The following is a 20,526-nucleotide window of genomic DNA, read 5'->3' as shown; positions in this document are numbered from 1 at the left end:
TACCCGACCGGGGGTTCGTTCCCTCTGGTCACTCACCTCCGGAGGGCAAAAGCTGGACCATCACCGAAAGCCGGAGGCTTTCGGTTAGCAGCCAGTGATCGGAGATGTCTGGCGACAAAAGGATTCCTCACTCACTCACTTCGCCACGGCAAGCCGTGGCTCCGTTCGCTCGTCACCCCGCTCGTTCGCTGCCACTCACTCGCGGTACAACACACGAACCTACCGCACAGCACCGCTCCACACCCTTCGTTACTCCCGCAACCCCTGTTCGCGTTCCCACGCACGGAGTAACGCAGTCAACGTCGAATTCACCGGGGCGTCCGGCCCCGCCACGACGCCGTTGATGCTGTCGACTTCGGTGCGGCGACTCTTCTCGACGTCCTGCAGCATCGACGAACGGTTGTCGGCGGTGGCGCTGGCGACCGACTCGACGGCCCGAACCGCGGTGTCGTCGCTCAGGTCGAACCCTTCGCTGCGGGCGGCGGCCGCGACTTCCCGCGTGGCGGTTCGCATCACGGTCCCGGCCTCGTCGTCGAGGAGCGCCCCGTTGTGGATGCGAGCGAGTGCGGTCGGCGCGTTGATGCCCGCGTTGACCGCGAGTTTCTCCCAGAGTCGCCGCGGCATGTCCTCGGCGACACTGGTGACGAGGTCCGCGTCGGCGAACGCCCGGCCGACGCGGTCGGCGGTCTCGGAGGGGCCGCCCTCGCGTGCGCCGAGGACGACCTCCCCGACGCCGGTGCAGGCCACCTCGCCGGGAGCGACGAGTCGAGCACCGTAGGTACAGGTGCCGGCGAGCACCGCCGCGTCGAGGGCGTCGGCGAGCGTTCGCTCGTTCCCGAGGCCGTTCTGGAGCGAACACACAGCGTCGAGGGCCGTCTCGGCGAGTGCGGCGGCGGCCGCTCCGGTGTCGTAGGCCTTGACGGTGACGAGCGCGAGGTCCGCGCTCGCGGGGACGGCGGTTCGAGCGTCCGGGAAGACGGTCGTCTCGACGGTACCCGTCACGCGGAGGCCGCGTTCGCGGACGCGCTCGACGTGTGGCGCTCGGCCGACCAGCGTCACGTCGTGAGCGCGTGCGAGCAACCCCCCCAGCAGGCTCCCGAGACTGCCCGCCCCGACGACGACCACGTCCATACGTCGTCTCCGTCGAGCGTCCACCTGAGTGTTCCGTCCGGTCGACCGCCACGGACGACGACCGACAGTGCTACGTGGTGACTCTCACCGTGGTAACGTTCACATCAGTCGTGTGAACAACTATCGCTTTCTGACCGTCGAAAATGCCGAAAAGTCCTGTCAGCGGCCGTTTCGAGGTTGCTGGGAAGGTCACCATTATAGTCTATGAAACTGTAGCTTCTGAGCGTATGCCTGAATGCCAGAACTGCGGTTCCTTCGTCACGGTGGCGTACGCACGGGTCTTTACACCGGATAACGTGGAGAGTCCCCGAGTCTGTCCGAACTGCGAGGACAAGATTCGTGATGGTGCGAGCGTCCGCGAGGCACGCTCGACGCGTCGTATCTAACCGACTTACAGTAGCGACCGCGCTTCCGCGAGTACTGTTTCTGCCCTGTCTGCGTCCCTCGCTTCGGCCGTGACTCGGACCAGCGGTTGGGTCCCGCTGGCCCGGACGAGGAACCACGCGTCGCCTCGGTCGACGCGCACCCCGTCGATGGTCGAGATGTCGCGCTCGTCGTACTGCTCGGTCGCCTGTTCGACGACGGCGGCCATCACGGCCTCCTTGTCCGCCACCTCGACGTTCGCCCGGCGAATCGGGTAGTCCGGCACCTCGGCGATACGGTCCGAGAGCGGTCGGTCGGCGGCCAGTTCGACGAGACGACAGGCCGCGAGCGGACCGTCCGGACAGAGCGTCTGGTCGGGCCAGATCCACGCTCCCGACGGTTCGCCCCCGAAGGTGACGTCCCCGCCGAGCGCCTCGGCGACGTAGACGTCGCCGACGGGGGTGTGTTCGACCGCGACGTCACGCTCGGCGAGGAAGTCCGTCACCGCGAGGCTGGTGTCGACGGGGACCGCGACTCGTTCGCCCGCCTCGGTCGACTCGGCGGCGAGGATGGCGAGCAGGGCGTCTTTCGGGACGAACTCGCCGTGTTCGTCGACGGCCATCATCCGGTCGGCGTCGCCGTCGTGGGCGATGCCGAGGCTCGCGTCGCCCGCACCGACGAGTTCACACAGCGAGGTGAGCGTCTCGGCGTTCGGTTCGCTGGGACGGCCGGGGAACCGGCCGTCCGGTTGGCCGTTGAGCGTCTCGACGTGACAGCCGAGACGCTGGAGGGCTTCGACGCTCACCGTGCCCGCGCCGTTCCCGAGGTCGACGACGACCTCCGGAATTCCCTCGACGCTGACGCTGTCGACGAGCGCGGCGACGTGACGCTCGTCGGCGTCCGAGCGAGTCCGCTCGCCGAGGCCGTCCCACGCTTCGAGGTCGAACTCGCGCGTCCGGATACGGTCCTCGATACGTTCGCGTCCCGCCTCGTCGTAGGCCTGTCCGCTGGGTTGCCAGAGTTTGATACCGTTGTCCTCGGCCGGGTTGTGACTCGCCGTCACGGAGACGCCGGCGTCGCAGTCCTCCCACGCGACGGCCCGTGCGACGGTGGGGGTCGACGCTTCGCCCAGGTCGACGACGTCGGTGCCCAGTTCACGCAGGCCGGCGGTCAGTGCGTCGACGAGCAGTCGCCCGCTGGCACGCGGGTCGCGCCCGACGACGACGCGGTCCGTCTCGACACCCACCGCCCGCCCGACCGTGAGCGCGAGGTCGGCGGTCACCACCTCCCCCACGGGGCCGCGGATGCCACTTGTTCCGAACATGTCCGAGGGGACACGAGGGCGCTACATAGCTACTGCGCCCGAACGTCGAGTTCGGTGACCGGCGGGGCCGTCGAGGAGTCGAACGAACCGGTCGGCGAGGGCGTCGCCGGGCGTCTCGGCGTCGATGGTCGCCGCGAGCGGGTCGGTGTGGTCGGTCGTCCGAGCGAGGAGACCGACCTGCCAGCCCTCGCGGGCGAACGCCCGAGCGAGCGCGTCGCCCAGTCGTGGGCCGACGACGGTCGAGCGGGTGTCTTTTTGCTCGGACCGCGAGAACGGCCGGTATGAAGTCGACCGACGGGAGTGAGGCGGCCAAGCGGCGGGCCGCCGAGGCGGCCACGAAGGAGGTAGTCGACGGCATGGTCGTCGGCCTCGGCACCGGGAGCACGACGGCGTACGCTATCCGCGAACTGGGCCGTGCGGTCGACGCCGGCCTGGACGTTCGTGGCATCCCCACCTCGTACCAGTCGCGGTCGCTCGCACGCGAGGTGGGTATCCCGCTGACGACGCTCGACGACGCGACACCGGACGTCGCAATCGACGGGGCCGACCAGTTCGCGGCGGGCGACCTGGTCAAGGGAGGCGGTGCGGCCCACGCCCGCGAGAAGGTGGTCGACGCGAGCGCCGACCGCCTTCTCGTCGTCGCCGACGAGTCGAAACGCGCCGCCCGACTCGACCACCCGGTTCCCGTCGAGGTACTCCCGGACGCTGCCCCGACCGTCGAGGCGGCGGTTCGTGACCTCGGCGGGGACCCGACGCTTCGGGTGGCGACGCGGAAGGACGGCCCCGTCGTCACCGACAACGGCAACGTCGTGCTCGACTGCGCGTTCGGGGCCGTCGACAGCCCCACGGACCTCGCCGGAGGACTGTCGGCGGTTCCGGGCTGTGTCGAACACGGCCTGTTCGTCGGCCTCGCCGACGCCGTCTACGTGGGCGGGGCCGACGAGGAGGTCACCGTCGAGCGGTACTGACCGTCGCGTCGTCCGGGACGGCGATGGCTCTGGGCGGCGGAATAAATGGAGAAAGCTGGTCCGTGAACCGACTTACAGGTCGCGGGGCTGGACCGTCTTGCGGTCGTTCTCGGAGGCGCGTCGGGCTGCGTCGTCGAGCAGCTCCTGCACTTCCTCGTCGAGTGCGTCGTAGAAGTCCGACGCCACGTTCATCTCATCGAGCGCATCCTTGACGGCCGCTTTGACGATTAGGTCTGCCATGCAGTCGGCCGTTCTCGGAGGTCCGTTATAAACTTTCCCAAATATGGGGCCTCTCGCCGGTGCTCCCCGCTTTGTACAGGTTCGATAGAAATGATAGAAACTGATTCGCATGTGAAGTACGATATTTCTTGTGGCCGAGAGTCGAATTCGACGGGTTCGTTGCTCTCGCGCGCGCAGGCGGTGGTATGCGTGACATCCTCGACGCGGTCGCCGCGGGAGACCTGTCGGCGGCCCAAGCGGAAGCACGACTGCGCGGGTACGCGACCACCGACTCGGGTCGGTTCGACGCGGCCCGTGAGCGACGGACCGGTGTCCCCGAGGCGATTCTCGTCGACGGGAAGACGCCGACCGAGGCCGCCGACCTCGCCGCCACGGCCGTCGAGACGACCGGTCGGGCGCTGTGTACCCGCGTCGACTCGGCCAGCGCCGACGCGATTCGGGCTCACATCGACGAGACGCACCCCGATGCGTCGGTCTGCGACGACCGACGCGCCCGGACGCTCGTCGCCCACGCGCCGGCGTTCGAGCGCCCCGCCCTGGACGCCGACGTGGGAGTCGTCGCGGCTGGGACCGCGGACGCGCCGTCGCCGGCGAGGCGGCCGTGACGCTCGAAGAGATGGGCGTGCGGGTCCACCGCGTCTCGGACGTGGGGGTCGCGGGCCTCCACCGGTTGCTCGACGTGCTCGACGACCTCCGGGAGTTCGACGTGCTGGTCGTCGCCGCCGGCCGCGAAGGGGCGCTCCCGACGGTGCTCGCGGGGTTGGTGGACCTCCCGCTCATCGCACTGCCGGTCGCCTCGGGGTACGGCCACGGCGGTGACGGAGAGGCAGCACTCTCGGGGATGCTCCAGTCGTGTGCGCCGGTCACCGTCGTCAACGTCGACGCCGGCTACGCAGCGGGGGTACAGGCGGGGCTGATCGCCCGCCGACTCGACGCGGCCCGGACCGATGACTGACCATTCTTGTCGCCGAAAAGTCAACTGAATACAAGAAGACTATATGAGTCTCGGGCGGCAACTACTCGTGCCGGCATTCCAGCCGGCGTACCATGGCCAAGTGCGACCACTGCAACGCGCACGTCTCGGAGCGCTTTGCGCGAGTATTCGCCGACCAAACCGGTCGAATACACGCCTGCCCGAGCTGTTCGGCGAACGCAGGCATCGCAGAAGTCTCTCGAGACCGCGCACGTGAAAACTGATGGCGACGGACCATCGAACCGTGGTGTGACCACCACGTGAAGCCCTTTGCAGTGACCTGACGCGCGTGACCCACTACGTCTACATCCTGCGGTGTGGCGACGACTCGCTCTACACCGGTTACAGCACCGACGTCGAGCGTCGCCTCCGCGAACACCGCCAAGGGACTGGCGCGAAGTACACCCGCGGGCGCGGGCCCCTCGAACTCGTCTACGTCGAGACCTACGGGTCGCAGTCGGCGGCGATGTCCCGTGAGTACGAGATAAAACAGTTCTCGCGCGTGCACAAGGAGCGACTGCTGGACGGTGCCGACGGTGCCGGCGAGGACGACTCGGCCCCCCAGTGACCGGTTCCGGCCGTACCCTCAGTCGTCGGCGTTCGCCCGTGCCGTGGCGGCCGCCCGCATCTCCGCTTCCTCCGCGACGACGCGACCGAGTTTCTCCACCCGGTCGGCGAGGTTCGGGTCGACGAACGCCCCGTCGTCGTCGAACTCGCGGGACGCCCCGCGGATGCCGACCTGGTGGGGAACCACCCAGCCGTGGACGCCGCGGACGGTGCTACGCATGTGTTCGAGCGTCGCGCCGTAGGAGCCACCGCCCGCCGTCGCCAGCAGACCGACGACGGTGTCCCTGTACTCGTCGAAGCTACAGTAGTCGTGGAAGTTGCGGAACGTCGAGGAGTACGACCCGTGGTAGACCGGCGACCCGAGGACGACGCCGTCGGCCTCGCGGACGAGTCGTGTCAGTTCCTCGCTGTCGCCCTGTTCGTCGATGCTCGGGTGGTACAGCGGGAGGTCGACGTCTCCGAGGTGGAGCAGTTCCGTCTCGGCCCCGGCGTCCTCTGCGGCCGCGAGGGCGTGTTCGAGCGCGAGTCGTGTGGTGCTAGCCTCGCGGCGACTGCCGCTGACGGCGACGACACGTACCATTTACCGTCGATACGCGAGCGCGACGCAAAACGCCGTCGCACTGTGGCAGGTGGGTTTTTGCGACGGGACGGCGAGTGGCCGATATGGACGCCATCTCCTTCGGCACCGACGGCTGGCGCGCGACCCTCGACACCTTCACCGAGGACCGCGTCCGCATCGTCGCGCAGGCCGTCGCCGACCACCTCCGGGCGGCCGAGGCGGGTGAGACGGTCGCCGTCGGCTACGACGCCCGCGAACACTCGCGTGGGTTCGCCGACGCCGTGAGCGAGACGCTCGCCGCCAACGGCTTCGAGGTGCTGCTCTCCGAACGCGACTGCCCGACGCCCGTCCTCGCGTGGACGGTCAAGGACCGCCGACTGGCGGGCGGCGTGATGATAACGGCCAGCCACAACCCGCCGGAGTACAACGGCATCAAGTTCCTCCCCGGCGACGGCGCACCCGCGACGCCCGACGTGACCGACGACGTGGTGAGCCGACTCGCCGAACCGACGGCGACCGAACAGCGTGGCACCGTCCGCGAGGACACGTTCACCACGAGTTACGGCCAGCACGCACTGGCGTTCTCGGGGGCGGACCTCGACGGTCTGCACGTCGCCTACGACGCGATGCACGGCAGCGGCCGCGACGTGACCGACCGTCTACTCGACGCGGCGGGCGCGTCCGTCGAGAGCCTCCGGACCGACCTCGACCCGGCGTTCGGCGGTGGATCGCCGGAACCGAGCGCCGCGAAACTCGGTGACCTCGTGAGTGCGGTCACGTCGGGCGACGCCGAGTTGGGGTTCGCCAACGACGGCGACGCCGACCGGATGGCCGTCGTCACGCCCCAGCGGGGATATCTCGACCCGAACCTGCTGTTCGCCGTCCTCTACGACTACCTGCTCGAATCGGGGTCGGGAGCGGCCGTCCGCACCGTCTCGACGACGGCGCTCATCGACCGCATCGCCGCGGACCACGGCGAGGAGGCCGTCGAGGTCCCCGTCGGGTTCAAGTGGGTCGCCCGGGGGATGGCCGACGCCGACGCGCTCTGTGGCGGCGAGGAGTCCGGCGGGTTCGGCATCACCGAGCACCTCCGGAACAAGGACGGCGTCTGTCTCGCGCTCGTCGTCGCGCAGGCCCACGCCGAGCGCCCGCTCGACGAGCGCGCGGACGCCATCGAAGCGGAGTACGGCGAGATCCACCAGGGTCGGGTCAGCGTCGACTGCCCCGACGACCGGAAGGCGGCCGTGCTCGACTCGCTGGACGGTGACCTCCCCGACACCGTCGCCGGCCAAGCGGTCGACCGGGTCGGCACGAAAGACGGGTTCAAGATATTCCTCGCGGACGGCACGTGGCTCCTGATTCGCCCGAGCGGGACCGAACCGAAACTCCGGGTCTACGCGGAGGCGAACGACGGTGAGCGCGTCGACGAACTCCTCGTGGCCGGCCGAACACTGCTCGAACCGCGTATCTGAGCCGGCTCAGGCCAGCACTCCCCAGACGACGACTGCAACGCCGAAGGCGACGAGAAACCCGCCCATCGTTCGGGCCGTGCGTCGCTGGTCGCGCGCTGCTGAGTCGGGGTCGGACTGCCAGCGTTCGGCTGACGCCCAGCTTCGCGCCTGCATCGGGTTCCGAGCGGACCACACCCCTCCAGCGACACTCACCAGTCCCACGAGCACCCAGAGCAGTTGCATCGCTCGGCGCTTGGACCGGTCTCGTTTTAGTCTTGCGTGTCCTCGGCAGCGTTCGCCGACTCCTCAGCGCCCGACCCGCAGTTCTCCCCAGCGCCGCCCCTCGTCCAGTTCGTCCACGTCGAACCCCAGCGCCTCGTAGAACGGTTCCACCTCGGCGCGGAACTCGGCCGTCAGGCGGTCACAGCCCGTCTCCTCGACACAGCCCTCGACGAGCGCCCGTCCGATGCCCCGACCCCGACGCTGGTGGGTCACGGCGACGGCCTCGACGTGTCGTCGGTCCGGCCGAACCTCCTCGGGACGCGGCGCGACACCCTCGCGGTCGGGCGTGTCGAGGAGGAGGGCACCGACGACCCGCTCCGACGAGTCCTCCCGCTCGCCGACCACCGCGACCCACACCGCCCCCCGCTCGATGCGCTCGCGGACGGTGGCGGCGTCCACCTCCAGCAGCGCACCCTCCAGGACGCGCATCGCCGGGACGTGGTCGTCGGGAGTCGCGCGACGGACCGGCACGTCCTCGCGCACGCTACCCACCCTTGATGAGTCGCAACACCCGCACCTCGCTGGCCTCGACCGGTGCGTCCTCGGGGACGGGGCGGCCGTCGACCAGCACCGTCGCCTCGTGGGGGCTGAGGTCGACGGCGGCGACGAGGTCGCCGTAGGTCGGGTCGGGGAGGTCGACCTCGTGGGCGTCCTCGCCGACGACGTGGACGGTGACGTGCATGGACGTGTTCGGGAGAGCGGCGATTTCAGGCTGTCGCGTTCGAGCCGTTCGGCCCGGAGGCGTCGCGCCGAGGTCCCGGCGAACCCGCTCTCGCGGTAGTTAAGTGAGGCGCGAGACTGGTGTGACTATGAGCGAGAGCGAGGCGGCCGAGGGAGACTCCCGCCCACGCGGGCGCGAGGTGTGGATAGAGAAGTACCGTCCGCAGACGCTCGACGACGTGTTCGGCCAGGAGCACATCGTCGAGCGACTGGAGAGCTACATCGCCAAGGACGACCTGCCGCACCTGCTGTTCGCGGGGCCGGCCGGCGTCGGGAAGACGACGTGTGCGACGGCCATCGCCAAGGAGGTGTACGGCGACGAGTGGCGCGAGAACTTCCTCGAACTCAACGCTTCGGACGAACGCGGTATCGACGTGGTCCGCGACCGCATCAAGAACTTCGCGCGGGTCTCGTTCGGCGGCTTCGACTACCGCGTCATCTTCCTCGACGAGGCCGACGCACTCACGAGCGACGCCCAGTCCGCGCTGCGCCGGACGATGGAGCAGTTCTCGAACAACACCCGCTTCATCCTCTCGTGTAACTACTCCTCGCAGATCATCGACCCCATCCAGTCGCGGTGTGCGGTGTTCCGGTTCGCGCCGTTGTCGGACGACGCCGTCGAGGACCAGATTCGGGCCATCGCGGCCAACGAGGGTATCGAGGTCACCGACGACGGCGTCGACGCGCTCGTCTACGCCGCCGCCGGCGACATGCGAAAGGCCATCAACGGCCTCCAGGCCGCCAGCACGACCGGCGACACCGTCGACGAGGAGGCCGTCTACGCCATCACCTCGACCGCCCGTCCGGAGACGGTCCAGGAGATGGTCCGCAAGGCGCTGGACGGCGACTTCACCGCCGCCCGGTCGCAGTTGGACACTCTCATCACCGAGGAGGGTATCGCCGGCGGGGACATCATCGACCAGCTCCACCGCTCGGTGTGGGAGTTCGGACTGGCGGACCGCGAGGCGGTGCGCGTGATGGACCGCATCGGCGAGGCGGACTACCGCATCACCGTCGGCGCGAACGAGCAGGTCCAGTTGGAGGCGCTGTTGGCGTCGTTGGCGCTGGAACCCGAGGAGTAGTCGGCGCAACGGTTTTTGCTCCGTGTACACGTACACATGTCCTCGAAGAACATCTCGCTCCGTGAGGACGCCTACGAGCGACTCGCCGCGCAGAAACGCGAGGGAGAGAGCTTCAGCGACGTCGTTCTTCGACTGACTGCCGACGACCCCGGCGACTTCTCGAACCTCGTCGGCGCGGACGTCACGCTGGCACTTTCTCCGGAGGAGGTCCCCGATGGTCGAACCGACGCCGACGAGCGACGAGAGCGGCGACTCCGTGAACGTATCGAGAGGCACCGTGACTGAGTTCCTCCTCGATACGAGCGTTCTCGTCGACCTCATCTACGAGGACGAGCAAGCCGTGCGAGGACACGCAGATATCGCCGGGGACGCGGCGACAACCACCACGAGCGTCTACGAACTGGCGAAGTTCTTCGAGGAAGCGCCCGAACTCCTCGCTCGGAAGACCGTGTTCGACCTCTCACCGGCGGACGCGGCCGAAGCGGGCCGACTGTATCGTGAACTCCACGACCGGGGAGCGTTGCTGAGCGAGGTGGACACCCTCATCGCGGGGTCCGCACTGAACCGGAACCTGACGCTCGTCACTCGTGACGACGACTTCGAACGAGTGTCGGCACTCGACCTCGAACTGTTCTGAGCGCCGACCACTGTTCCTCAGTTCAACTGCCAGAACCCGTAGCTGAGGTACGTGGCGAAGCTCACCCACGCGAGGTACGGCACCAGCAAGAGCGCCGCTCGGCGGTCGATACGCCAGAACGCCGTCGCGGTGGTCCCGATGAAGAACAACAGGACGAGGATGACGGCGAGTGCGGGGAGGATGGCCTCCGCGCCGAAGAAGACGAACGACCACGCGAAGTTGAGCGCGAGCTGGACCCCGAACAGTCCGAGTGCGACCTGCTGTGACCGTCCGCTCCCTTCACGCCAGACGAGCCACGCGGCGGCCCCCATCAGCGCGTACAGTGTCGTCCAGACGGGGCCGAACACCCAGTTCGGCGGTGCGAGTTCCGGTTGGTTCAGCGTCGCGTACCACGACTCGACGCCCGTCGCGGTGAACAGCGCGCCGGTGATGCCGACGAGTTCACAGAGCAAGACGGCGGCTCCGAGCGTCAGCAGCGGTCGCTCGCGGGGAAGTCGTGACTGGCTGGCGGTCTCCATGCACAGAACTACGCGAGGCAGGACCAAATCGTTTCTCGCGCCCACACCGGGTCGAACGAGACGACGCGGCGAGCCGGGTGGGTCGCCCGACTACAGTCGTCGTTCGAAGATGGTGCCCGAAGAGCCGACGGTGACGTCCGGGAACTCCCCGCCGAGCGCGACGCCGCCGAGCGTGACGGCGGCGGGCGTCTCTTCCCGTTCCCAACCGTCCCACGTCCGGCGGTAGACGCGACCGCTCCCGCCCACGGCGAGGGCGTTCTCCCTGTCGCGGACGAGCGCGGTGAACCCGCCGTCGGCCACGTCGAGGCGGGTCCAAACCGCCCCGTTGTACCGCAGGATGGAGCCGTCGCCGCCCGCGACGGAGATGTCCTCGGTGCTCCCCGCGCCGACGCCGTAGAGGCCGACGGTGCCTCCCGGGATTCCGACGGTCGACCACGACTCGCCGCCGTCGGTGGTCTCGTACACCTTCGCGTTGGTGTCGACGAAGTACGCCGTCGAGGCGTCGAGCGCGGTGCCGCCCTTGATGGACGACCCGCCACCGGGCTTCTGCACGTCGCTCCAGGTGACGACGCCGGCGCTGTTGGTGCCCTTCAGCACCTCGCCGGAGCCGTTGGCGAGGTAGAGCGTCTCCGCCCCCGCCGGCCCCGCGACGGCGACCGACTCCCACGTCGAGGTCTTGCCCTTCGGCGCGGAGTAGTCGCTGATCGTCCCGGTCGACGTGTCGTAGCGCCCGACCGCCCCCGACGCACCGGCGAACCAGACGTTGCCGCCGTCGCTGGACGCGTCGGCGCAGGTGAGTGCGAACGTGTTGCCGCCGCCGGGGAACGTCGTCACGACGGTCCACCCGCTGTCGCGGCGGGCGAGCACCTCGCCACCGCCGCTGACGGCGTAGGGGCCGTCCGCGCCGATGGCCGCGCCGTTGAGACCGTTGCCGGTCGGCGAGGTGACCTCGGTCCACCCGGCCGCCGAGAGTTGCCCGACGCTCTGGGACTCGTCGTTCACCTCGATGGCGAGGGCGGCGGCATCGCCGCTCGTGACGACGAAGTCGGTGATGGTCCCCGAGAACCGGTAGCTGTCTTCGAGGTTGACACCGCCGACGCTGCCCTCGACGGTACTGCCGGAGACGCTGTCGTCGCCGTCGGCGCGGTCGGCTTTCTGAACGACGCCGTCGACTTCGACCCGGTAGCTCACGTCGCTGCCGTCGGTACTCGAAATCGTCAGGATGTCGCTCGGCGTCGCGGTGTAGTCGCCGCGTTCGAGGATGGTCCCCGACGAGCCGACAGCCACGTCCGGGTACGTTCCCGTGGTGCCGAGCGAGACGCCCGCGAGCGTCGCGGTCACGGGCGTCTCGACGGGTTCCCAGCCGTCGAGCGACAGTTCCCAGACGGTGCCGCCCGCCCCGCAGGTCAGACCGTCGGGTCCGTCGAGCGAGACGTCGCCGAGTTGGTTCCCACCGGCGTAGAGCTTCGTCCAGACCGCACCGTTGTACCGGAACAACGACCCGTCGCCGCCCGCCGCGACGACGTCGTCCGTCGCGGTGGCGTCCACACCGTAGAGACCGACCGACCCACCGTCGATGCCGACGACGGTGAACGAGTCGCCGCCGTTCGTGGTCTCGTACACCTTCGCGTTGGTGTCGACGGCGTAGCCCGTCGTGCTGTCGACGAACGTCACGGCTTTCATCGAGGAGCCACCACCGGGTTTGAACGCCGTCCCCCAGTTCATGCCACCCGCGCTGGTCTTGGTCCCCTTCAGGTACTCCCCGGAGCCGTTGACGAGGTGGACCGTCTCGGAGCCTGCCGCGCCCGTGACCGCGAGGTCCTCCCACGTCGACGTCTTGCCGCCCGGTGCGGAGTAGTCGGTCACCTGCTCGTCGACGACGTCGTACTGGCCGACGACGCCCGACCCGCCACAGAACCAGACGTTCCGACCGTCGTCGCTGACCGCCGCGCCGGTCAGCGGGTTCGACGCCGTCGTCGGCCCGGATTCGAGGACGAACTCCCAGCCGTCGGCCCGCCGAGCGAGGACCTCGCCCCCGTTACCGACCGCGTAGGGGCCTTCGACGGTCTGGACGACCCCATTGAGCGTCTGGCCCGTCGGCGAGGCCGCTTCGGTCCACGGTTCGCTGGCGAGTTGCGAGAGGCTCGACTCGCTCCCGTTGACCGTGACGGTGAGTGCCGCCGGGTCGCCGCTGGTCACTTCGAGGTCGACGATCTCCCCGGAGTAGTCGTACGTGTCGGTGTCGCCGCTCGTGAGCGTCCCCGTCACGGTGTCGACGCTGAACCGACTCGTGCGGTTGGTGACGGTGTCACTCGACTCCACGTCGCCGGCCTGCTCGACGGCACCGTCGACGTCGAGGCGGTACTCCAGCGAGGAATCGGCCGAGAGCGAGACGGTGTTCGGCAGGTCGGCGGTGTACTCACCGCGTTCGACGATGGTGCCCGAATCCCCGACGGCGACCTGCGGGTACTGTCCCGAGTCCCCCGTGGCGACCCCGCGGAGCGTGTTCGTCGTCGGCGTCTCCACGCGATCCCACTTGTTCTTCTTGCGGTCGTAGACGTAGCCGCCTGTCCCACAGCCGAGACCACCCTCCGCGCCCGTCCGGTAGACCGCGAGGACGGTCTCTTCACCGACGTTCTTCCGTTTCCACCCCTTGCCGTCGCCGTCGTTGAGGCGGTAGATGGTGCCGTTGCCACCGGCGACGTCGATGTCACCCTCGTTGCGGACGGCCACGTCGTTCAGGTTGACGCTCGCGCCGTTGATGCCGACCGTCGTCCACGTCCGCCCGCCGTCCTCGGTGCGGTACACCTTCCCCGTCGTGTCAGAGACGTAGCCGGCGTCGTCGGTCCAGAAGTCGATGCCCGGTGCGCTCGACCCGCCACCGGGTTTGACGACGTCCCCCCAGTCCATGCCCCCCGCGCTAGTCTTCGTCCCGGCGAGGAACTCGCCCGACCCGTTGACGAGGTAGACCGTCTCGCTGCCGGCGTCACCGCGGACGGCGACGTTGAGCCACGTCGACGTCTTGCCCATCGGGGCGGAGTAGTCGGTGAGTTGCTCGTCGACGACGTCGTACTGGCCGACGACGCCCGACCCGCCACAGAACCAGACGTTCCGACCGTCGTCGGTCACGTCACAGCCACGGAGCGGGTTCGACTCGACGGTCGGCCCGCGTTCGAGCACCGGTTGCCAGCCGTCCTTTCGTCGGGAGAGCACCAGTCCGCCCGCACCGACGGCGTACGGTCCCTCGCTGGTCATCGCGGCGTCGTACAGCGTCACCCCTACCCCCGACTCGACGACCTGCCACCCGTTTGCCGCCGCCTCGACGGGGTTCACGAGCGTCGCCCCCGCCGCCGCGACGCCTGTCAGCTTCAAGAACGTCCGCCGAGTCTCCCGTGTCTTCTGAGACATTGGGCAGAAAACACCGGATTCACGTTTAAACGTGTGGCATGGATTGGTAAAAACAAAATATGTTTACTGATGACTTTCGTCGAACTTCTCGAATCGGGAGTGACACGACTGCTTCACTGATGGGGGTCGCTGACCACCACGCGAGTCGAAGCGTTCGGGGGTTCGGAACAGTTTTACCCGCCGCTCGGCCAAAACAGGGGTAATGAGCGAACTCGACGAGGAGTACCAGCTTTCGTACTTCGAGGAGGAGGGGTTCACCCGCCAGGAGTGTTCGTCCTGTGGTGCCCACTTCTGGAGTCGTGTCTCCCGTGAGACGTGCGGTGAGCCACCGTGTGCGCAGTACGCGTTCATCGGCGAACCCGCGTTCGACGAGCAGTACACGCTCGAAGAGATGCGCGAGGCGTTCCTCTCGTTTTTCGAGGACCACGACCACCAGCGCATCGACCCGTACCCGGTCGCTGCGAACCGCTGGCGGGACGACGTGCTCCTAACGCAGGCGTCTATCTACGACTTCCAGCCGCTGGTCACCTCGGGTCAGACCCCGCCACCCGCGAACCCGTTGACCATCTCCCAGCCCTGTATCCGGATGCAGGACATCGACAACGTCGGGAAGACGGGCCGTCACACGATGGCCTTCGAGATGATGGCCCACCACGCGTTCAACGCCCGCGAGGACTTGGAGGACCCCGAGCAGTACGCCTACGAGGGAGAGGTCTACTGGAAGGACGAGACGGTCCAGTACTGCGACGAGTTCTTCGAGTCGATGGGTGCGGACATCGAGGACATCGTCTACATCGAGGACCCGTGGGTCGGCGGCGGCAACGCCGGTCCTGCCATCGAGGTCATCTATCGCGGTGCCGAACTCGCCACGCTCGTCTTCATGTCGATGGAGCAGGACCCCGACGGCGAGTACGAGATGAAAGACGGCAACCGCTACTCGCCGATGGACACCTACATCGTCGACACCGGCTACGGTCTCGAACGGTGGACCTGGATGAGCCAGGGGACGCCGACGGTGTACGAGGCGGTCTACCCCGAGATGACCGCGTTCCTCAAGGAGAACGCCGGCGTCGAGTTGAGCGACGAGGACGCCGAACTCGTCCACGAGGCTGCCAAACTCGCGGGTAACCTCGACATCGACGAGGCCGAGGACATGATGGCGGCCCGCGCGGACATCGCCGCCGAACTCGGTGTCGAGCGGGCGTACCTCGAACAGTTGATGGAGCCACTGGAGACCATCTACGCCATCGCCGACCACTCGCGGACGCTGGCGTACATGCTCGGTGACGGCATCGTCCCCTCCAGCGCCGGAACGGGCTATCTCGCCCGCCTCGTGCTTCGTCGGACCAAGCGCCTCGTCGACGACGTGGGCGTGGACGCGCCGCTCGACGAACTCGTCGACATGCAGGCCGAACGACTGGGCTACGAGAACCGCGACACCGTCCGTGACATGGTCCGCACCGAGATGGAGAAGTACCGCGAGACGCTCGAACGCGGCGGTCGTCGCGTCCAGCAACTCGCCGACGAGTACGCCGAGCGCGACGAGGAGATCCCCTTAGAGGAGGTCGTCGAACTGTACGACTCCCACGGCATCCAGCCGGACATGGTCGAGGAGATCGCCGCAGAGCGTGGCGCGTCGGTGACGATTCCCGACGACTTCTACGGACAGGTCGCGGCCCGCCACGGCGGCGGTGACCTCGCGCAGGTCGCAGACGAGACGGACGAACGGGTCGCCGACCTCCCGGACACCGAGCGCCTGTTCTACGACGACCCCGACGGCTCGGAGTTCGAGGCGGTCGTCCTCGACGTCATCGAGCGCGAGGCGGGCTACGACGTCGTGCTCGACCAGACGATGTTCTACCCCGAAGGCGGTGGCCAACCCGCCGACCACGGGACGCTGTCGAGCGACGACACGACCGTCGACGTCGTCGACACGCAGGCCGAGAACGGCGTGGTCCTCCACCGCGTCGAGGAGTCCATCGGGAAGGGGGAGTTCGTCACCGGGCGTCTCGACACGACCCGTCGCCGTCGGCTGATGGCCCACCACACTGCGACCCACGTCGTCGGCTACGCGGCCCGGCAGGTGCTCGGCACGCACATCCGCCAGGCCGGTGCGCAGAAGGGCGTCGACTCCTCGCGTATCGACGTCCAGCACTACGAGCGTCTCGCCCGCGAGGACGTGAAAGCGATCGAGCGGGTCGCAAACCGGGTCGTCACCGAGAACACCAGCGTCACGCAGGAGTGGCCCGACCGCCACGACGCCGAGGCCGAGTACGGCTTCGACCTCTACCAGGGTGGTATCCCACCGGGGACGAACATCCGCCTCATCCACGTCGGCGACGACGTGCAGGCCTGCGCCGGGACGCACGTCACGCGCACGGGCGACATCGGGACGATCAAGATACTCTCGACCGAGCGCATCCAGGACGGTGTCGAGCGAATCACGTTCGCCGCGGGCGAGGCCGCCATCGAGGCGACCCAGCGGACCGAGGACTCGCTGTACGCCGCCGCCGAGGCCCTCGACGTCTCGCCCGCGGAGGTACCCGACACCGCCGAGCGGTTCTTCGAGGAGTGGAAGGCTCGCGGCAAGGAGATAGAGGACCTGACCACCGAACTCGCGGAGGCACGTGCCGCGGCGAGCGAGGGCACGGAGGTGGACCTCGGCGACGTGACCGCCGTCGTCCAGCGCCTCGACGTCGGTGACGACGAACTGCGGGCGACGGCACACGCGCTGGCCGAGGACGGCAAGGTCGCCGTCGTCGCGTCCGGCGTGGAGAACGCTCGGTTCGTCGTCGCCGTCCCCGACGGCGTCGGCGTCAACGCCGGTGAGGTCGTCGGCGAACTGGCCGGTCGCGTCGGTGGTGGCGGCGGTGGTGCGCCCGACTTCGCGGACGGTGGCGGACCGGACGTCGACGCGCTGGACGACGCCCTCGAAGCCGCGCCGGCCATCCTCGAACAGAAACTCGACGCCTGACGGCGTCGGCTCTCGCCTCTTCCGTCCCGTCGTCTCGCTCACTCGCACGGCGAACGTAACGCCGAAAGCACCGCCTCACGCACTGTCCGGTATGCCAGTCGTCGAACGCGAGGACGCGAGGCTGTACTACGAAGTCGGTGAGAGCGGGGCCGCTGCCTCGGAGAGCGAGGCTGTCCCGGACGCCGGACCGGTCGTGTTCGTCGGTGAGGCGGGCTACGCCGCCTGGCAGTGGTCGTGGCAGTACGCGGCGGTCGCCGGTCCGTTCGAGGCCGTCGTCACCGACCTCCGGGGGAGCGGTCGCTCCGAGACGACGGCCGAGTCGTTCGACGTGGCGACGCTCGCGGCCGACCTCGCCGCAGTGCTCGCCGACCACGGCGCACGGCGGGTCCACCTCGTCGGTGCCGGACTCGGTGCGATGGTCGCCCTGGAGTGTGCCCGCGAGTCGGGGCGTGTCCGGAGTCTCGTCGTCTTCGGGTCGGCGCTCTCCGGTGACGCCTTCGACGAGGGGATGCTGTCGGTGCTCGGGAACCGTGGTCCCGACTCGCTCGCGCCGTGTTTCTCCGAGGCGTTCTTCGAGCGCCAGCGTGAGGTCGTCGTGGGCGTCGAGAAGTGGCGCGACGACGACGCTCCCGACGCGGTCCGGGACGCGCAGGTCGCCGCGCTCCGAGCGTACGACTGCGACACGCCGTACGAACTGACGCTCCCGACGCTGGTCTGTCACGGCGCGGCCGACCCGGTCGTCCCGCAGGAGGCGGGTCGTGCCCTCGCCGACGCCCTGCCGAACGGGGAGTTCGTCTCGTTACCGGGTCGGCACCTCGCGCACGTCGAGTCCTCGCGGGTCGCCAACGACGAACTCGTCGGGTTCCTCGGACGGTGACCGCCCCACGGGTCCGTCCATCGGTCCTCGTAGCGGTCGACGACGTGAGGCGCTCACACACGATCCGAGACGGTCCGGTACGTTTTCGTCCACCGACATCCTATTGAAAGAGACTGTGCCGAACCGGTGTTATACGGATATTTCTGACAGTATCCTCGAACATAACGGGCTGCAGTCTGGCGATTTGCTGCTCGGCTCGGCTCGAACTGATAGCGGGGCGATAATCTCTCTCAGTCGACGTGTAACTAACAGTCGATATGTTGTGCGACGAAGTGCATGGACTCGGAAACCATCACAGGTGGGTCGTCCCGACCCGCTATCCCAGAGGTGTATCGATGAGGCGGCTACTCGCCGTACTCATGACCGCGCTGTTGGTCACGTCGGCCGCGGGGGCCGCGATGGTCATCGGCGCACCCGCGATGCAGGACGACGACGACCTGTCGTTCGACGAGGTCGACGACGGTATCCTGCTGACCGGTATCGCATCGGACAGTGAAGACGGTCTCTCACAGATGCGTGTTCGGAGCACGCTCGACGAGGACGTGACGCTCAGCTACCGCGTGGCCGGCTCCGACGAGACCGGCACCGTCACCGCGAAGGCTGGTCAGGATACGTTCTTCAACGTCGAGACGAGCGGTCCGACGACGGTCGTGCTGATGTACGACGGTCAGAACGTCGAGACGAAGAACGCCAACACGCAGAGCGAGAAGGACCTCGGTGAACTGAACGTCGGCACCGTCGACGACGGTATCCTGCTGACGGGTATCTGCTCGGACAGCGAGGACGGTCTCTCGCAGATGCGCGTCCGCAGCAGTCTCGACCAGAACGTCACGCTCGACTACCGCGTGGCTGGCTCCGACGAGACCGGTACGGTCGAAGCCGTCGCCGGTGAGGACGTGTTCTTCAACGTCGAGACGAACGAGGACGGCCCGACGACGGTCGTGCTGATGTACGACGGGCAGAACGTCGAGACGAAGAACGCCAACACGGTCAGCGAGTGTGACCTCGGCGAGGAGAACCCGCCGACGCTCGACGAGGTCAACGACGGCATCCTGCTGACGGGTATCTGCTCGGACAGCGAGGACGGCCTCTCGCAGATGCGCGTCCGCAGTAGCCTCGACCAGAACGTCACGCTCGACTACCGCGTGGCTGGCTCCGACGAGACCGGTACGGTCGAAGCCGTCGCCGGCGAGGACGTGTTCTTCAACGTGAACACGAGCGGTCCGACGACGGTCGTCCTCATGTACGAGGGCGAGAACGTCGAGACGAAGAACGCCAACACGGTCAGCGAGTGTGACCTCGGCGAACCCAACGTGGACACCGAGGACATCACGCTCACCGCCATCTGTACGGACACCGAGGACGACCTGGCGAAGTACCGGGTCACGAACGAGAACGACGTCGCCGTGGACGTCTCCTACGACATCTACGGCACGGACGTGAACGGCACGCTCTCGGTCGACGCGAACTCGACGGCGTTCTTCACCGTCCCGACGGCCGACGACGGGTCGGCGACCGTTCGTCTGTTCTACGAGGACGAACAGATCGACGTGAAGGCCTCGAACACGCAGAGCGACTGCGACCTCGGCATGGAGAACCCTGCCGGTGTCAGCATCGAGTACACCTGCAGCGTCGACGGTGCGGACGCGACCGTCACGAACGACAACGACGTCCCGGTCACCATCGAAGTGACCGGTGACGCGTCGCTGAACCGAACCATCGAAGCCGGCGGCACCGTCTCGTTCGAGAACGTCGCCAACGGCGAGTACAACGTGACGACGCTCGTCGACGGGACGGTCGTCGGTGAGGAGACGGTCGTCATCGACTGCGAAGCGGACGACGGTGACGACGGGATGGACGACGGTGACGACTCCGACGACTCCGACGACGGGATGGACGACGGCGACGACGGCCAGGACGACGGTCAGGACGGCGACGTGGGCGACGGTGAGGACATGCCCGCCTACCAGATCGACGTCGCGGCCGGTGACGTCATCGAGACGCTCGGCGTCGACGGCGACGACGAGGACGACGCGCCCGACTTCTACGGCACGCAGGGTCGCCTGCTCCAGGCCCAGACCGTCCTCGCGGACGGCACGGTCACTGGGAGCCACATGGTGCCCGGTGAGAACGTGACGAAGTCCCTCGCGGGCTGTCACGTCAGCTACACGCCCGTCAGCTACGACGGCGAGAGCGGTGAAGTGACTCTGACGGTCAGCGTCTCGGACGACGCCGACTGTGAGGGTGTCACGCTGACGCTCGCGGGCTACGAACTGCCCGGCGACGACACCACGTTCGTCCGCGCCAACGCGGACGGTCAGGAACTCGTCGCCTACGAGACGGTGACGCTCGACGCCGGTGACTCCGGCACCGTCGTCATCGACCTCGACGGCGAGTCGGAAGCCTGAACGGCGGACAGCGACGATCCGTACTCCCCTTTCTTTCGCGCTCG

At 68.1% G+C, this 20,526-nt stretch carries 21 protein-coding genes and 1 pseudogene; 13 read left to right on the top strand and 9 right to left on the bottom strand.

All coding sequences use genetic code 11. The annotated features are described in order from the left end of the window. Positions 1 to 249: 249 nt before the first annotated feature. Entirely contained in the window at positions 250 to 1,131 is an 882-nt protein-coding gene (locus tag GQS65_RS07990) for a ketopantoate reductase family protein (RefSeq protein ID WP_158204110.1), read from the bottom strand. A gap of 227 nt (positions 1,132 to 1,358) precedes the next feature. Between GQS65_RS07990 and GQS65_RS22285 the strand changes: the two genes are divergently transcribed. After that, positions 1,359 to 1,517, top strand: a complete 159-nt coding sequence (locus tag GQS65_RS22285; RefSeq protein WP_449271790.1) for a DUF7563 family protein — start codon at positions 1,359 to 1,361, stop codon at positions 1,515 to 1,517. A gap of 5 nt (positions 1,518 to 1,522) precedes the next feature. On the opposite strand, the gene glmM is transcribed toward GQS65_RS22285, so the two are convergent. Next, a complete protein-coding gene (gene glmM, locus GQS65_RS07985) occupies positions 1,523 to 2,818 on the bottom strand; it encodes a phosphoglucosamine mutase (protein WP_158204109.1) in 1,296 nt (431 codons plus the stop codon). A 54-nt stretch (positions 2,819 to 2,872) separates the two neighbouring features. Between glmM and GQS65_RS07980 the strand changes: the two genes are divergently transcribed. Together GQS65_RS07980 and rpiA are read left to right on the top strand one after the other, a co-directional pair. Next, on the top strand, positions 2,873 to 3,103 hold the full coding sequence (locus GQS65_RS07980) for a hypothetical protein (RefSeq protein WP_158204108.1): 231 nt from the start codon (positions 2,873 to 2,875) through the stop codon (positions 3,101 to 3,103). After that, positions 3,100 to 3,786 carry a ribose-5-phosphate isomerase RpiA gene (gene rpiA / locus GQS65_RS07975; RefSeq protein ID WP_158204107.1) on the top strand — a complete coding sequence of 229 codons (687 nt, stop codon included), beginning with the start codon at positions 3,100 to 3,102 and terminating at the stop codon, positions 3,784 to 3,786. Before GQS65_RS07980 ends, rpiA begins: the two co-directional genes overlap by 4 nt. Positions 3,787 to 3,858: 72 nt before the next feature. Here the strand turns inward: rpiA and GQS65_RS07970 are convergent, their stop codons facing one another. Further along, positions 3,859 to 4,026: a DUF1931 domain-containing protein gene (locus tag GQS65_RS07970; protein WP_158204106.1), complete on the bottom strand. Its 168-nt coding sequence runs from the start codon at positions 4,024 to 4,026 to the stop codon at positions 3,859 to 3,861. A gap of 185 nt (positions 4,027 to 4,211) precedes the next feature. On the opposite strand from GQS65_RS07970, the pseudogene larB reads away from it, so the two are divergent. The 3 genes and pseudogenes from larB to GQS65_RS07960 all read left to right on the top strand — a co-directional run bounded on the left by larB (position 4,212) and on the right by GQS65_RS07960 (position 5,567). After that, positions 4,212 to 4,981 (top strand): annotated as a pseudogene (larB, locus tag GQS65_RS07965) (nickel pincer cofactor biosynthesis protein LarB). Positions 4,982 to 5,073: 92 nt separating this feature from the next. Further along, positions 5,074 to 5,223 (top strand): DUF7563 family protein, encoded by a 150-nt coding sequence (locus tag GQS65_RS22280; protein ID WP_449271789.1) that lies wholly within the window; start codon positions 5,074 to 5,076, stop codon positions 5,221 to 5,223. Positions 5,224 to 5,288: 65 nt separating this feature from the next. Continuing rightward, a complete protein-coding gene (locus GQS65_RS07960; RefSeq protein ID WP_368279960.1) occupies positions 5,289 to 5,567 on the top strand; it encodes a GIY-YIG nuclease family protein in 279 nt (92 codons plus the stop codon). 18 nt (positions 5,568 to 5,585) lie between these two features. On the opposite strand, the gene GQS65_RS07955 is transcribed toward GQS65_RS07960, so the two are convergent. Further along, a complete protein-coding gene (locus tag GQS65_RS07955) occupies positions 5,586 to 6,146 on the bottom strand; it encodes an NADPH-dependent FMN reductase (protein ID WP_158204105.1) in 561 nt (186 codons plus the stop codon). A gap of 83 nt (positions 6,147 to 6,229) precedes the next feature. Here GQS65_RS07955 and GQS65_RS07950 point away from each other — a divergent pair, with 83 nt between their 5' ends. Next, positions 6,230 to 7,597, top strand: coding sequence for a phosphoglucomutase/phosphomannomutase family protein (locus GQS65_RS07950; RefSeq protein ID WP_158204104.1), 1,368 nt, complete (start codon positions 6,230 to 6,232; stop codon positions 7,595 to 7,597). Between the two features lie 6 nt (positions 7,598 to 7,603). Here GQS65_RS07950 and GQS65_RS07945 read toward each other — a convergent pair whose 3' ends face one another. The 3 genes from GQS65_RS07945 to samp2 all read right to left on the bottom strand — a co-directional run bounded on the left by GQS65_RS07945 (position 7,604) and on the right by samp2 (position 8,540). Beyond that, the gene (locus GQS65_RS07945; protein ID WP_158204103.1) at positions 7,604 to 7,819 is read right to left on the bottom strand and encodes a hypothetical protein; all 216 of its coding nucleotides are present in this window, start codon (positions 7,817 to 7,819) and stop codon (positions 7,604 to 7,606) included. Between the two features lie 63 nt (positions 7,820 to 7,882). Continuing rightward, positions 7,883 to 8,341 carry a GNAT family N-acetyltransferase gene (locus GQS65_RS07940; protein WP_368279958.1) on the bottom strand — a complete coding sequence of 153 codons (459 nt, stop codon included), beginning with the start codon at positions 8,339 to 8,341 and terminating at the stop codon, positions 7,883 to 7,885. Position 8,342: 1 nt separating this feature from the next. After that, on the bottom strand, positions 8,343 to 8,540 hold the full coding sequence (samp2, locus tag GQS65_RS07935) for a ubiquitin-like small modifier protein SAMP2 (protein WP_158204102.1): 198 nt from the start codon (positions 8,538 to 8,540) through the stop codon (positions 8,343 to 8,345). A 127-nt stretch (positions 8,541 to 8,667) separates the two neighbouring features. On the opposite strand from samp2, the gene GQS65_RS07930 reads away from it, so the two are divergent. Genes GQS65_RS07930 through GQS65_RS07920 form a run of 3 tightly spaced genes read left to right on the top strand, consistent with a single transcriptional unit; the run spans position 8,668 to position 10,297 of the window. Next, on the top strand, positions 8,668 to 9,660 hold the full coding sequence (locus tag GQS65_RS07930; RefSeq protein ID WP_158204101.1) for a replication factor C small subunit: 993 nt from the start codon (positions 8,668 to 8,670) through the stop codon (positions 9,658 to 9,660). Positions 9,661 to 9,696: 36 nt separating this feature from the next. Beyond that, a complete protein-coding gene (locus tag GQS65_RS07925) occupies positions 9,697 to 9,945 on the top strand; it encodes an antitoxin VapB family protein (RefSeq protein WP_158204100.1) in 249 nt (82 codons plus the stop codon). Next, positions 9,938 to 10,297 (top strand): type II toxin-antitoxin system VapC family toxin, encoded by a 360-nt coding sequence (locus GQS65_RS07920; protein WP_158204099.1) that lies wholly within the window; start codon positions 9,938 to 9,940, stop codon positions 10,295 to 10,297. The genes GQS65_RS07925 and GQS65_RS07920 overlap by 8 nt, the downstream gene beginning before the upstream one ends. Before the next feature lie 17 nt (positions 10,298 to 10,314). On the opposite strand, the gene GQS65_RS07915 is transcribed toward GQS65_RS07920, so the two are convergent. Together GQS65_RS07915 and GQS65_RS07910 are read right to left on the bottom strand one after the other, a co-directional pair. After that, positions 10,315 to 10,815 (bottom strand): TspO/MBR family protein, encoded by a 501-nt coding sequence (locus tag GQS65_RS07915; RefSeq protein WP_158204098.1) that lies wholly within the window; start codon positions 10,813 to 10,815, stop codon positions 10,315 to 10,317. A 90-nt stretch (positions 10,816 to 10,905) separates the two neighbouring features. Continuing rightward, positions 10,906 to 14,223, bottom strand: coding sequence for a twin-arginine translocation signal domain-containing protein (locus tag GQS65_RS07910; RefSeq protein WP_158204097.1), 3,318 nt, complete (start codon positions 14,221 to 14,223; stop codon positions 10,906 to 10,908). 202 nt (positions 14,224 to 14,425) lie between these two features. Between GQS65_RS07910 and alaS the strand changes: the two genes are divergently transcribed. The 3 genes from alaS (at position 14,426) to GQS65_RS07895 (ending at position 20,482) form a co-directional block, all read left to right on the top strand. After that, positions 14,426 to 17,197 carry an alanine--tRNA ligase gene (gene alaS, locus GQS65_RS07905; RefSeq protein WP_158204096.1) on the top strand — a complete coding sequence of 924 codons (2,772 nt, stop codon included), beginning with the start codon at positions 14,426 to 14,428 and terminating at the stop codon, positions 17,195 to 17,197. 91 nt (positions 17,198 to 17,288) lie between these two features. Further along, on the top strand, positions 17,289 to 18,074 hold the full coding sequence (locus GQS65_RS07900; protein ID WP_158204095.1) for an alpha/beta fold hydrolase: 786 nt from the start codon (positions 17,289 to 17,291) through the stop codon (positions 18,072 to 18,074). Positions 18,075 to 18,433: 359 nt separating this feature from the next. After that, the gene (locus tag GQS65_RS07895; RefSeq protein WP_158204094.1) at positions 18,434 to 20,482 is read left to right on the top strand and encodes a hypothetical protein; all 2,049 of its coding nucleotides are present in this window, start codon (positions 18,434 to 18,436) and stop codon (positions 20,480 to 20,482) included. Positions 20,483 to 20,526 lie beyond the last annotated feature (44 nt).

Origin of the sequence: Halomarina oriensis (assembly GCF_009791395.1) — an archaeon.
GTDB lineage: Archaea > Halobacteriota > Halobacteria > Halobacteriales > Haloarculaceae > Halomarina > Halomarina oriensis.
Note: the sequence above shows the minus strand (reverse complement) of the source record. Positions and strands in the feature narration are given on the sequence as shown.

Coding starts and splice junctions, on each gene's coding strand:
- GQS65_RS07925 (WP_158204100.1), top strand. CDS start 9,697: ATGTCCTCGAAGAACATCTCGCTCCGTGAGGACGCCTACGAGCGACTC.
- GQS65_RS07930 (WP_158204101.1), top strand. CDS start 8,668: ATGAGCGAGAGCGAGGCGGCCGAGGGAGACTCCCGCCCACGCGGGCGC.
- GQS65_RS22285 (WP_449271790.1), top strand. CDS start 1,359: ATGCCTGAATGCCAGAACTGCGGTTCCTTCGTCACGGTGGCGTACGCA.
- GQS65_RS22280 (WP_449271789.1), top strand. CDS start 5,074: ATGGCCAAGTGCGACCACTGCAACGCGCACGTCTCGGAGCGCTTTGCG.
- GQS65_RS07955 (WP_158204105.1), bottom strand. CDS start 6,146: ATGGTACGTGTCGTCGCCGTCAGCGGCAGTCGCCGCGAGGCTAGCACC.
- GQS65_RS07970 (WP_158204106.1), bottom strand. CDS start 4,026: ATGGCAGACCTAATCGTCAAAGCGGCCGTCAAGGATGCGCTCGATGAG.
- GQS65_RS07895 (WP_158204094.1), top strand. CDS start 18,434: ATGACCGCGCTGTTGGTCACGTCGGCCGCGGGGGCCGCGATGGTCATC.
- GQS65_RS07945 (WP_158204103.1), bottom strand. CDS start 7,819: ATGCAACTGCTCTGGGTGCTCGTGGGACTGGTGAGTGTCGCTGGAGGG.
- rpiA (WP_158204107.1), top strand. CDS start 3,100: ATGAAGTCGACCGACGGGAGTGAGGCGGCCAAGCGGCGGGCCGCCGAG.
- glmM (WP_158204109.1), bottom strand. CDS start 2,818: ATGTTCGGAACAAGTGGCATCCGCGGCCCCGTGGGGGAGGTGGTGACC.
- samp2 (WP_158204102.1), bottom strand. CDS start 8,540: ATGCACGTCACCGTCCACGTCGTCGGCGAGGACGCCCACGAGGTCGAC.
- alaS (WP_158204096.1), top strand. CDS start 14,426: ATGAGCGAACTCGACGAGGAGTACCAGCTTTCGTACTTCGAGGAGGAG.
- GQS65_RS07900 (WP_158204095.1), top strand. CDS start 17,289: ATGCCAGTCGTCGAACGCGAGGACGCGAGGCTGTACTACGAAGTCGGT.
- GQS65_RS07915 (WP_158204098.1), bottom strand. CDS start 10,815: ATGGAGACCGCCAGCCAGTCACGACTTCCCCGCGAGCGACCGCTGCTG.
- GQS65_RS07990 (WP_158204110.1), bottom strand. CDS start 1,131: ATGGACGTGGTCGTCGTCGGGGCGGGCAGTCTCGGGAGCCTGCTGGGG.
- GQS65_RS07910 (WP_158204097.1), bottom strand. CDS start 14,223: ATGTCTCAGAAGACACGGGAGACTCGGCGGACGTTCTTGAAGCTGACA.
- GQS65_RS07950 (WP_158204104.1), top strand. CDS start 6,230: ATGGACGCCATCTCCTTCGGCACCGACGGCTGGCGCGCGACCCTCGAC.